The organism is Spirillospora sp. NPDC049652, from assembly GCF_040675125.1.
GTDB lineage: Bacteria > Actinomycetota > Actinomycetes > Streptosporangiales > Streptosporangiaceae > Spirillospora.
This window is the reverse complement of sequence record NZ_JBFAOF010000157.1, coordinates 1-11155: the sequence shown is the minus strand read 5'-3', so window position 1 is coordinate 11155 and position 11155 is coordinate 1. Positions and strand designations below refer to the sequence as shown.

Below are 11155 nucleotides of genomic sequence, written 5' to 3'. Positions count from 1 at the left end.
CCGCGACCCACGCATCGACGACGCGGTCCCCCGGGCGGTCATCGAGATCCTCAACGAGGTCGGCTACGGCGGCCTCACGATGGAGGGGGCGGCCGCCCGCGCCGGAACCAGCAAGCCCGCCATCCGCCGCCGCTGGCGCTCCCGCCAGCACCTCGTCGTGGGAGCGCTGGCCGCGACGATCGGCACCTCGCCGACGCCGGACACCGGCTGCACGCACTGCGACCTCATCGCCGGCATCAGCACCCTCAGCGACGCCTTCGCCACCACCGTCGGCCGCAGGGCCCTGCCCGCCCTGGTCGCCGACCTGGCCGACGACCCGGAACTGGAGAAGGAGTTCCTGGACGTCTTCTTCAACCCGCGCCGGGCCACCACCGCCGAGGCGCTGCGCCGGGGCATCGACCGGGGCGACATCCGGGCCGACGCCGACATCGACCTCCTGCTGGACATGCTCGCGTCGACCACCTACTACCGTGTGCTCTTCGGGCACCTGCCCATCACGCCCGAGCTCGCCGAGGCCGTCGTCTCGGTGATCATGGCCGGGGTCGCCACCGAGCGATGGCGCAGCGACCACGCCGCGGAGTAGCCGGCTGCCGCCCGGGACGGGGTCAGGGGCGCGGGACGAACGGCGCGATGCCGACGAGGAGCATGCAGCGCTCGCCCGGCCCCGGGGCATCGCCCAGCCGCACCGGGCCGACGCAGTGGCTGACGCGGTGGTCGTGCACGGCGTATCCGTCCAGCGGCTCCACCAGGGTGAAGCGCGCGTGGACGGCGCCGGACGGCAGATCGCCGGGTTGCCGTCCCGCGCTCTCGGGAGAGGCGATGACGTTCTCCCCGCCCCGCACGTTCACGCAGCTCACCAGGTGCGCGAAGGTGAACGCGGTCGAGGCGCCCCCGTCCTGGTGCAGGCAGTCCGGGGACGAGACCGCGACCTCTCCCCGGTCCCGCACCGACAGCTTCACCATGTGCACGCCGCAGCACAGCGGGGTCCGCCGCAGCTCCTCCAGCCAGCCGACCTGTCCGAGGTCGAAACGGAGGAGCCGGTTCAGCAGGACGTTGTCGAGGATGTCGGCGGAGATGGCGGGGAAGTACCGCACCGTCTGCGGATACTCGGGGTTGTAGTCGTCCTGGAAGTACTCGGTGAGCGTGCCGTGCTCCGGGTCCGGGATGCCCGGAATCCACGTCATCTCGCCGGTCCAGGGCAGGTACACCGCGCGGGAGTGCCGGCGGAACCTGCGGGCGTCCGGCGCGTACGGGTCTTGCGGCAGGTCGGCGAAGGCCTCGGTGAGCCGGTCCAGGCCGTCTCGCAGCGCTTCACTCCACTCGAGGTCCGCGCCGCTGTACCGCGTGAACCCGGCGCTCTTCAGATCGCCGCCCTCGTCCCGGGATGCCTTCACCGCACCTCCTGAGCACTGGGTAGCGGCCCTGCTACCACTCGTGCCCGCGATGAGGATCGAGTACCGGCGACGACCCAGGATCTACCATGTCTTGAGCCTCGCCCCCAGGAGAACCGCGACCTCATCTGTCCACGGGACTCCGGTCCATGACCCGGCCTCCTTGGGGCCTCAGGGGCCGGTCCTGCGGGTGGAGGGGGCGACGAGGGCGGCGAGCTGGTAGGCCGGGGAGCGGTCGAGGGCGTCGCGGTCGCGGTCGTATCTGCGGGTGGTGCGGGGATCGGCGTGGCCGGCGAAGTCCTGCACCACATGCAGCGGACGCCCCTCGCCGAGGGCGATCGTGATCGCCGAGTGCCGGAACGAGTGCGGGCTGATGACGAAGTCGACGCCGCACTCCCCCGCGATCCGGTTGACCAGTTTCCAGACGTAGGACTGGACGAGCGGGCGGCCCGTCCGGGTCACGAAGACCGGGCCGGAGGCCGGGCGGCCGCGCTCGGCGAGGTACCGGTCGAGGGCCGCGACGGCGGGCGGCGGCAGCGCGAACCGCTTGCTCTGCCCGCCCTTGGCCACCACGTCCAGCACGCGGTGCCCGCTGTCCTCGCCGATGTCCTCGATCCGGGCGGAGAGCAGCGAGCCGATGCGTCCGGCGGTGGCGAACATCAGCCAGACCAGGGCGTAGGTGCGGGCGGACTCGTGCTCGGCCGCGTACCCCAGCAGCTCGGCGACCTGCTGCTTGGAGAGGCCGCGCGTGCGCGAGTGCCGGGTGTCCATGCGCGGACGCTCCGCGCCCTCGAAGGGATTGGCGGTCACGCACCCCTCGCGGACCAGGTACCGGTACCACGACGACACCGCCGCCACCCGCCGGTTCACCGTCGCGCGGGCCAGCCCGGACGCGACCAGGTCGGCGACGTACAGGTCGGCGTCCCGCGGGACGGGCGCCTGCGCCTCGGCCGCGCGGACCGTGCACCACCACACCCACCAACCGACGTCCCGCAGGTAGGCGGCCTGGGTGTGCGCGGACGACCGCCGACCGGACACCAGCCACACCCCGGTCGCGCGCAGCGCCGACTCGTCCATCCCGGCCGCCCGCATCAGGCTGGCCAGTTCCCCGGCGGCCCGGGCGGGCGGAGTGCCGCGCAGAGCCCGCTCGGGCCCCGACGAAACGTCCAAGTCCACGCCGTGCCCGACCAGGGCCCCAGCGTCACCCGCCACAAGGTCAGCCCGCGTCTCCGACACGGCAGAAGCTTAGAACCTTCCGGGTGGATCAAGTGTTCAGATAGGTGTCGAGGGCGGCGGCCGCGGTGAGCATTGCCCGGCCGCGTGCCGTCAGCCGCTCGTGCCATTCGCGCATGGTCGGCCGCAGGGCTTCGGGGCCGCCCGCCGTTCGCATCCGCTCCAGCACCTCGGCGATCTGCTCCAGGCCGTAGCCGCCGCGGCGCAGCTGGTGGGCCATCAGCACGTCCCGGACGTCGGACGGACTGTAGACGCGGTAGCCCGTCCGGGGGTCCCGGCCGGGCACGACCAGGCCGGCGCTCTCCCACTTGCGCAGCGTCGCCGGGCGGAGGCCGAGCCGGCGTGCGAGGGGGCCGATGAACGTGGCGGTTCGGGCGCGCTCCTCGGTGCCGGGAAGCGCCAGGTCGTGCAGGGCCCGTTCGACGGCCTCCAGGGTGCGCCGGTCGTCGGCCAGCTCAGCGTGGCTCTGGTCGATCAGCCGGAACGCCTCCTCGGCCGCGCCGTCGTTCACCGCCCGCATGATCGCGCTCGCCGTCGCGTGGCCGTGCGCGGGGACGAGCGCCAGGAACGCCCCGAGGGCGGCGGCATGGCGCGGCGCGTAGGCGCGGTAGCCGCTCGGCGTGCGCTCGGCCGGCGGCAGGATGCCCGCCTCCTCGTAGTTGCGCACCGCCTGGGTGGACAGGCCGTGCTCCCGCGCGAGATCGACAGGCCGCAACCCCATTTTGAGACTTAGCCCTCCAGAAATGCCCATAGAAGCAGCTAAGTTTACACCGAAGGTTCAACGATACGGTTGAAGCCATGACGGTCTCGATCCGGGACGCCGCGCGTCCCTTCGCCAGCGATTCCCTCACCGCGCTTCTGCCCTCGTCCACCCGCCTGCTCGGCCTCGGGGAGCCGACCCATGGGGTCGAGGCGTTCCCAGAGCTGCGCAACGAGCTCTTCCGGCATCTTGTCGAGCACGAGGGCTATCGTTCGGTCGCGCTCGAAAGCGACTGCCTCATGGGTCTGACGGCCGACGCCTACGTCGGCGAGGGCGCCAGGACGCTCGACGAGGCCCTGACGCGCGGGTTCAGTCATGGGCACGGCGCGTACCCGGCGAACCGTGAGCTGCTCCGCTGGATGCGCGCCTACAACGAGGAACGCTCAGCGGACGAGCGGCTGCGCTTCTACGGGATGGACGGCCCGCTGGAGACCGCCTATGCCGCCAGTCCGCGTGAGCCGCTGACCGGACTGCACGACTACCTCGCCGCCCACCTCGACGTTCCCTGGAGCCGCGCCCGGCTGGACGATCTCCTCGGTCAGGATGAGGCCTGGACGAATCCGGCCGCCATGATGGACCCGTCGAAGTCCGTCGGCCGTACGTCCGAGGCCCGTGAGCTGCGGCTGCTCACCGACGACCTGCGCGGACTGCTCGCCGGGTACGCGCCGCAGCTGATCGCCGCCACTTCCCCGGACGACTGGTGGCGGGCCGACCTCTACGGCCGCGCCGCGACCGGGCTCCTGCGCTACCACCACGGCATGGCCGACCCCTCGCCCAGTCGCGTGAACACGCTCCTGTCCGTACGGGACACGATGATGGCCGACAACCTCGAAGCGATCGTCCGGCGCGAGGAGCGGCGCGGGCCCACCCTCGTGTTCGCCCACAACTCCCACCTGCAGCGAGACCGCAGCAGCATGAGCTGGGCGGGCGGGCGGGTCGAATGGTGGAGCGCCGGGGCCATCGCCGGCGCCCACCTCGGTGACCGGTACACCTTCGTGGCCACCAACTTCGGCACTCGCGGCACCGATGTTCCCTCCCCCGACAGCCTGGAGGGGATGCTGTCGGGACTGCCAGACGGGCGCAGCATCGTGGATCCGGTCCGCCTCGCCGAGGTCCTCGTCCGGAAGCCGGAGCGCCGCGTTCCCGCCGACCACACCTACGCGTCGCTCGATCCGTCCGCGATCGGTCAGGTGGACGCCGTGGTCTTCCTCCGGGAGGTCTGACCGTCCTTCCTGGTGTGGCGGCGGCCCGTCACCGCCACACCAGGAGCGGTCAGCGGCGGCGCAGGGACGCGTCGAGAAGCGCCGGGCGCGTGTCGACCTTCTCGTGCGCGGCCAGGTCGACACCGGGAGCGACGATCTCGTCGATCGCGTCGAGCACGTCCGCGGACAGGACCGTGTCGGCGGCGGCGAGCTGCGCGTGCAGGTGGTCGATCGTCCGGGGACCGATGATCGCGCTGGTCACGCCGGGGTGCGCGGTGACGAACCCGAGCGCGAGCTGGATCAGCGTCAGGCCCGCCTCGTCGGCGACCTTCACCAGCCGCTCGACGGCGTCCAAGCGGGCCTGGTTGGCCGGCCGGGACAGGTCGAACCGCTCGGGCAGGGCCGCCGAGCGGTGGGTGGTGATCTCCCGGCCGGCGCGGACCGCGCCCGACAGCCAGCCCGACGCCAGCGGGCTCCACACCAGCACGCCCATCCCGTACTCCTCGGTCACCGGCAGGACGTCCGCCTCGATGCCGCGCTGCAGGACCGAGTAGCTGGGCTGCTCGGTGACGTACCGCCCGAGCCGGGCCTCGCGCGCCGCCCACTGGGCCTGGACGATCCGGTAGGCGGGGAAGGTCGAGGAGCCGAAGTAGCGGATCTTCCCGGCCCGCTGCAGGTCGGTCAGCGCCGACAGGGTCTCCTCGTCACTGGTCGCCGGGTCCCAGCGGTGGATCTGGTAGAGGTCGACGTGGTCGACGCCCAGGCGGCGCAGGCTGTTGTCGAGCTCGGTGACCAGCCAGCGGCGCGAGGCGCCCCGGTGGTTGCGGTCGTCGTCCACCGGCAGCGCCGCCTTGGTCGCGAGGACGATGTCGTCCCGGCGGCCGGCGATGGCCTTGCCGACCATCTCCTCGGAGCCGGGGTAGAAGTCGGCGGTGTCGATGAGGTTGACCCCGGCGTCGAGGGCGGCGCCCACGATCGCGTCGGCCTCGTCCTGTCCGGTGCCGCCGATCCTGCCGAAGTTCATCGCGCCGAGCACCAGCGTGCTGACCTGGACTCCGGTACGTCCGAGGGGGCGGTATCGCATCGTGTGCTCCTTGATCGGGGGGATGGCTTGGGGCGCGGGGCACCGCTCTGGCATCATGGACGCCAAGCGGAACCGCGTTCCGATTAATATACGGAACATTGTTCCGGTTAGCAACGGGAAGGTGCGATGACCGACGACGCGGCGGCGACGGGCGCGGAGACGGCCGCGGGGAGCGGTGCGAGGACGGGGAAGGGCGCTCCGCGCAAGCGGGCCGACGCGCGGCGCAACGAGCGGGCGCTCCTGGACGCCGCGGCGGCGGTGTTCGTGACCTCGGGAGTCGAGGCGCCGGTGCGCGAGATCGCGTCCCGGGCGGGCGTCGGGGTCGCGACCATCTACCGCCACTTCCCGACCCGCGCGGACTTGATCGCCGCCGTCTACCGGCACCAGGTCGAGGCCTGCGCGGAGGCCGGCGAGAGCCTGCTGGCCGGCGGCGGCTCCCCCTATGACGCACTGGGACGCTGGGTCAACCGCTTCGTCGACTTCGTCGCCACCAAGCACGGCCTGGCCGCCGTCCTCCAATCGGACGACCCCGCTTTCCAGGCCCTGCACACCTACTTCATCGACCGGCTCGTCCCCGTGTGCGACGGCCTCCTCCGGGCCGCCGCGGACGCGGGTGAGATCCGCGGCGACATCGACGCCTACGAGCTCATGCGCGGCATCGGCAACCTGTGCATCGGCGCGGAGAGCGATCCCCGCTATGACGCGCGCCGCCTGGTGGGACTCCTCGTGGCGGGCCTGCGCCGCACGCCTTAGCGGAACGCCGTTCCGGTCATGCGGTCCTGGGGGCGGCGCGCATGCTGATGTGCACGCAGGGCGTTCCGTCGGGCAGCGTGGAGAACACCACCGGCATGTAGTCGTGTCCGAAGAGGCCGCTCGCCGCGAAGACCGTCGGCGACACCGGCGTCAGATCGCCCTCGACCCGCGGCGAGATGCCGCCCATCGACTCGACGACCTCCCTCATCCCGCCGACGAACTCGTAGCTGATGCGCGCGCCGCCGGCGTCCCGGGTGATGGTCGTGACGACGCCTTCGCGTGCGTAGACGCCGAGCCAGGGAGTGATGTCGACCGCGGGCGGGTCCGCCGGCGGCGCGAAGGGCGGTGGCATGCGGACGCCGGCCAGTTCGTCCAGCAGTTCGGCGAACAGTTCCTCGTAGAGGCGGCTGAAGTCACCGCCGTTGGTGAGGAGTGCGACGGCGACCCCGGCGTCCGGGACGACGCGAAGGTACGACTGCTGCGCGCCGGCGTTGCCGTCGTGACCATAGCCCGGCACTCCGTCCCAGTCGTACAGGGCCCATCCCAGGCCCCAGCCGTCCGCGGACATCGACCACTTGTCCGGGCTGTCGACCACGCGGCCGCGCATCGCCGCGACCGCCTCGGCCGACAGGACGCGGGTGCCGTCAGGGGCGATCCCTCCGGCCATGTGCATCCGAGCGAAACGGACGACGTCCCCGGCGGAAACGATGACCCGGCCATAGGGACCGGCCGAGCGCGGCATCAGGTCCCAGACGGGCGCGGGGGCGGGTTCGGTGCCGGGCGCGCCCAAGTGGCCCATCGCGACGCGGAAACGGAGGGCCTCCTCGGGAAGGGTCATCGAGTGCTCCAGGCCGAGCGGCGCGAGCACCTGGTCCCTCAGTGCGCGGTCCCAGGTCTGCCCGGTCAGCGTCTCGACGATCCGTCCCAGGACGACGTACCCCGAGCTGCCGTAGGACAGGGTCGTTCCGGGCGGGCAGTCGAGCGAGACGTTCCGGAGGGCTTCGACGTACCTGGCGAGGCAGTCGTCGCCGCGTCCGGTGTCGTGGGTGAAGTCGTTGGTCATCCCGCCGGTGTGCGACAGCAGCCGCCGGACCGTGATCTCCTCCGTGACGTCCGGGTCGGGCGTCACGAACTCCGGCAGGACGTCGGCGGCCGGGGCGTCCAGGTCCAGGGCGCCGGTGTCGGCCAGGCGCATCACCAGCGTCGCGGTGTAGACCTTGGCCAGCGAGCCCGCCAGGAAGACCGAGTCGGTCGTCACGGCCACGCCCGTCCCCCGGTGCAGCAGCCCGCTCGCCAGCTCGTACACGGAACCGCTGGTCAGGACGGCCAGCGAGGCGCCCGGCACATGGTGTGCGGCCCGGAGCGCGTCGAGCCTTCCCTGCCACCGGACGAGGTCGAACGACATGAGAGATCCCCTTCGGTCAGTCAGACCGCACACTGTGCGGAAGTTCCGCACACCGTACGTTGAGCGCACACCGTGCGCAACCCGTACACTGTCCGGCGGGACGTCCCGGACGTCCGGAGGCGAGGAGCGAGGAGGCCGCATGCCGACCGAGAGGCAGCCCATCCCGTCGGTATGGGCCCGGCCGCGCCCGCGCCGCCGCGAGCAGCCCGCGCTGGGCCGCGCGCAGATCGTCGCCGCGGCGCTGGAACTGCTGGACGCCGAGGGCATCGACGCGCTGAGCATGCGCAAGCTGGGCGCCCGGCTCAACGCCGGAGCCACCTCGATGTACACGCACGTCGCCAACAAGGACGAGCTGCTCGAACTCGTCGTGGACGAGGTCTACGGCGAGGTCGAACCGCCCGCCCTGCCCGGCACGGACGACCCCGCCGACTGGCAGGCGGCGATGGCGCGCTGCGCGCACAGCCTCCGGGCCGCCTTCCTGCGCCACCCCTGGGCCGTCTCGGTGCTGGGCGAGACCGGCCTGGCCTACCTGGGGCCGAACGTCCTGCGCCTGATGGAGGCGCTGCTCACCGTGTTGGAGGAAGGCGGGCTGGAGCTCGCGGCGGCCGAGCAGGCGGTGCACACCCTGATCGCCTATGTCGTCGGCGTCTCCACCAGCGAGTCAGCGACGCTGCGGACGCTCGCGCGCAGCGGGCGGTCCCAGCGGGAGTGGGCCGAGCGGCTGCTGCCCGCCGCCGCGGAGGCCACCCGGGCCTATCCGCGCCTGCACAAGATCTACACCGCGCGACGGGACGACGCGGCGCGGGTCGTCCGCGACGACGACTTCGAGGTCGGCCTGGAATGCGTCCTCCAGGGCATCGCCCGGCGACTCGCCCCCCGCGAGGCGACAGAGCGCAGGTAAGGGGCTCGCCGGGAAGGTCGTCGAGCCCGCGTGAAAGCGATCCGGGGGCCGGACGAAGTAGGGGATGACGACCATCCTCCCGGAGGAGACCATGCTGAACCCGACGGAAGGGGCGGCAGGTTGACCGCCCCACCCGACACGGCCCCGACGGACGCGGAACTGCTCGCCACGTCCGTCCGCGACGGCGACCGCTTCACCGCCGTCTACGACCGGCACTACGCCGACATCCACCGCTACGTCGCCGGACGCCTCGGCCCGCAGCCGGCCGAGGACGTCGTGGCCGACATCTTCCTCGCCGCGTTCCGCACCCGCGCCGCCTTCGACCCGTCCCGCGGGTCCGTCCGGCCGTGGCTCTTCGGCATCGCGACCAACCACATCGCCCAGCACCGCCGCACCGAGACCCGCCGCTACCGGGCGCTCGCCCAGGTCGTCCCGGAGCGCCACCCCGACGGCCACGACGAGCGGGTCGCGGACTCGGTGTCCGCCGAACGGCTCCAGCCGTCGCTGGCCGGCGCGCTCGCCGCGCTGTCCCGCAAGGACCGCGACGTCGTGCTGCTGAAGGCGCTCGCCCAGCTCAGCCACGAGGAGATCGCCGACGTCCTCGGCATCCCCTACGGCACCGTCGGCTCCCGGCTGAGCCGGGCGCGCAAGCGGCTGCGCGCCGCGCTTCCCGCCGCCCCCACGGAAGGACTGTGACCATGGACGAGTTCCAGATGATCGGCACGATGCTGGACGAACCGCCCACGCCGGAGACCGAGGCGGCCGTCCGCCGCCGCCTCCTCGACGGGATGCGCGAGCCGGAGCGGTCGGCGCGCCGCGCCTGGCGCCGCCCCGCCCTGTGGAGCGGCTTCGGCCTGACCGCCACCGCCGCCGCCGTCACAGGTGCGATCGTCCTGTCGTCCGGCACCTCCCCGCGCGCGCCCGATCCGGGCCGCGGACCCGCGGTGCAGCCGATGTCGTCCAAGACCGTGCTGCTCACCGCCGCCGAGCGCGCCGAGAAGACGCCGACCACCGGCAAGTACTGGCACGTCCTGAGCATGCAGGCCCGGGCCTTCCACAAGGAGCGGGGAGACTACTGGATCCTGGGCTGGCAGCTGATCGGGCAGTGGAGCCGCCCGGACGGCCGGTCCTGGACGGGTTACCGGGGGCTCCCCCCGACGCCCATGTCCGCCAAGGACGCGCCGGCCTTCCGGCGGGACGGCTCGCCCGACCCGAGCCCGGGCTCCCCGGCGCTCGTCAGGGAGGCCGGGACGCAGACCTTCCTGCTCTGCGACAGCAGGATGACGTTCAAGCAGGTCCAGGCGCTGCCGACCGACCCCGGCGCGCTGAGGAGCGCCCTGCGGCGCGCGGTCCCGGCCGACCACCCCACCGCGGGCCGGACCGCGGACGAGGTCGTGCGGAACTGCGCGACCGACCTGCTCAGCTACGTCCCCGCCCCGCCGAAGGTGCGCGCCGCCGCCTACCGGATGCTCGCCGCCATGCCCGGGGTCACCGCCATCGGCGAGGTCACCGACGAGCGCGGACGCAAGGGGGTCGGGCTGCGCGTCCAGGTCAAGCCCAGCGTCACCGACACCGTGGTCATCGACCCGGCCTCCTCGCTCGTCCTGAGCACCTCGCGCACCCTTTCCAAGGTCCCCGGCACCGTCGACAAGATCCTGTACCTCCAGGTCGGCTGGACCGACGCCCCCCCGAAGATCCCAACCCTTTCCTGACTCCCGGCCCGGCGTGCCGTCCTCGGACGAGGACGGCACGCCACAGGCCGGTGCCTCGCGGGCTCAGTCCCCCTCGGTGAGTGGGATGCCGAGTTCGGTGAGGAAGGCGGTGGTGGCCGGGGACAGGGGGAAGCGGCCCCAGACCAGGTGCTCCAGGCGGGCCGGGGCGTCGCGGATCGGGAGGACGGCCAGGTCGGTCAGCTCGGTGACGAACGCGGCCGGCATCAACCCGATGCCGAGGCCCTGGCGGATGAGCCGGGTCATGAAGTCCACCGACGAGATCTCGAAGCCGACCTCGCGCCGGACGCCCGCCGCCGCGAACGCCTCGTCGGTCTGCGCCCGCGCCGCCGAGCCCGGCGGGAAGTCGACGAACGGCTCGTCCGCCAGGTCGCGCAGCTCGACGCGGTCCTGGTCGGCGAGCGGATGACCGGGCGCCATCACGGCGACCAGCTCGCCGCGCGCCAGATCCCTGCCGTGCACGCCCTTCGGACGCGCGCTCACCGGGATTCCCAGGAACGCGACGTCCAGGGTGCCCACGCGCACCCGCTCGACCATCTCCTCGCTCGCGCCCGAGCGCAGGCTGATCCGCACCCGCGGATGGCGCGCGTGGAACCGCTCCAGGACGCCGGGCAGGTCCACGGCCGTGACGGTGGGGATGGCGCCGATGGCGATCGTCCCGCGCACCTCGCCGGACGCCGCCGCGGCCTCGGCCTT

12 protein-coding genes are annotated in these 11155 nt (G+C 72.8%); 6 read left to right on the top strand and 6 right to left on the bottom strand.

Annotation, left to right across the window (positions count from 1 at the left end):
• A partial coding sequence (locus AB0J52_RS13590) for a TetR/AcrR family transcriptional regulator (RefSeq protein ID WP_500181890.1) occupies nt 1-583 on the top strand: 583 nt, incomplete at its 5' end.
• A gap of 22 nt (nt 584-605) precedes the next feature.
• Here AB0J52_RS13590 and AB0J52_RS13585 read toward each other — a convergent pair.
• The 3 genes from AB0J52_RS13585 to AB0J52_RS13575 all read right to left on the bottom strand — a co-directional run bounded on the left by AB0J52_RS13585 (nt 606) and on the right by AB0J52_RS13575 (nt 3345).
• Nucleotides 606-1394 carry a 2OG-Fe dioxygenase family protein gene (locus tag AB0J52_RS13585; RefSeq protein ID WP_500181889.1) on the bottom strand — a complete coding sequence of 263 codons (789 nt, stop codon included), beginning with the start codon at nt 1392-1394 and terminating at the stop codon, nt 606-608.
• 168 nt (nt 1395-1562) lie between these two features.
• Entirely contained in the window at nt 1563-2627 is a 1065-nt protein-coding gene (locus AB0J52_RS13580; protein WP_500181888.1) for a tyrosine-type recombinase/integrase, read from the bottom strand.
• A 28-nt stretch (nt 2628-2655) separates the two neighbouring features.
• Nucleotides 2656-3345: a TioE family transcriptional regulator gene (locus AB0J52_RS13575; RefSeq protein WP_500181887.1), complete on the bottom strand. Its 690-nt coding sequence runs from the start codon at nt 3343-3345 to the stop codon at nt 2656-2658.
• A gap of 77 nt (nt 3346-3422) precedes the next feature.
• Here AB0J52_RS13575 and AB0J52_RS13570 point away from each other — a divergent pair, with 77 nt between their 5' ends.
• Nucleotides 3423-4607 carry an erythromycin esterase family protein gene (locus tag AB0J52_RS13570; RefSeq protein ID WP_500181886.1) on the top strand — a complete coding sequence of 395 codons (1185 nt, stop codon included), beginning with the start codon at nt 3423-3425 and terminating at the stop codon, nt 4605-4607.
• 49 nt (nt 4608-4656) lie between these two features.
• Here AB0J52_RS13570 and AB0J52_RS13565 read toward each other — a convergent pair whose 3' ends face one another.
• Nucleotides 4657-5670, bottom strand: coding sequence for an aldo/keto reductase (locus AB0J52_RS13565; protein WP_500181885.1), 1014 nt, complete (start codon nt 5668-5670; stop codon nt 4657-4659).
• A gap of 126 nt (nt 5671-5796) precedes the next feature.
• On the opposite strand from AB0J52_RS13565, the gene AB0J52_RS13560 reads away from it, so the two are divergent.
• A complete protein-coding gene (locus tag AB0J52_RS13560) occupies nt 5797-6423 on the top strand; it encodes a TetR/AcrR family transcriptional regulator (RefSeq protein ID WP_500181884.1) in 627 nt (208 codons plus the stop codon).
• Between the two features lie 16 nt (nt 6424-6439).
• Here the strand turns inward: AB0J52_RS13560 and AB0J52_RS13555 are convergent, their stop codons facing one another.
• Nucleotides 6440-7828, bottom strand: coding sequence for a serine hydrolase domain-containing protein (locus AB0J52_RS13555; protein WP_500181883.1), 1389 nt, complete (start codon nt 7826-7828; stop codon nt 6440-6442).
• Nucleotides 7829-7967: 139 nt separating this feature from the next.
• Here AB0J52_RS13555 and AB0J52_RS13550 point away from each other — a divergent pair, with 139 nt between their 5' ends.
• The 3 genes from AB0J52_RS13550 (at nt 7968) to AB0J52_RS13540 (ending at nt 10441) form a co-directional block, all read left to right on the top strand.
• Complete coding sequence (locus AB0J52_RS13550; protein WP_500181882.1) at nt 7968-8729, top strand: TetR/AcrR family transcriptional regulator C-terminal domain-containing protein; 762 nt, start codon at nt 7968-7970, stop codon at nt 8727-8729.
• Nucleotides 8730-8849: 120 nt separating this feature from the next.
• Complete coding sequence (locus AB0J52_RS13545) at nt 8850-9425, top strand: RNA polymerase sigma factor (RefSeq protein ID WP_500181881.1); 576 nt, start codon at nt 8850-8852, stop codon at nt 9423-9425.
• A gap of 2 nt (nt 9426-9427) precedes the next feature.
• A complete protein-coding gene (locus tag AB0J52_RS13540) occupies nt 9428-10441 on the top strand; it encodes a CU044_5270 family protein (RefSeq protein ID WP_500181880.1) in 1014 nt (337 codons plus the stop codon).
• Nucleotides 10442-10504: 63 nt separating this feature from the next.
• On the opposite strand, the gene AB0J52_RS13535 is transcribed toward AB0J52_RS13540, so the two are convergent.
• The coding region (locus AB0J52_RS13535) for a LysR substrate-binding domain-containing protein (protein ID WP_500181879.1) at nt 10505-11155 on the bottom strand (651 nt) is incomplete at its 5' end.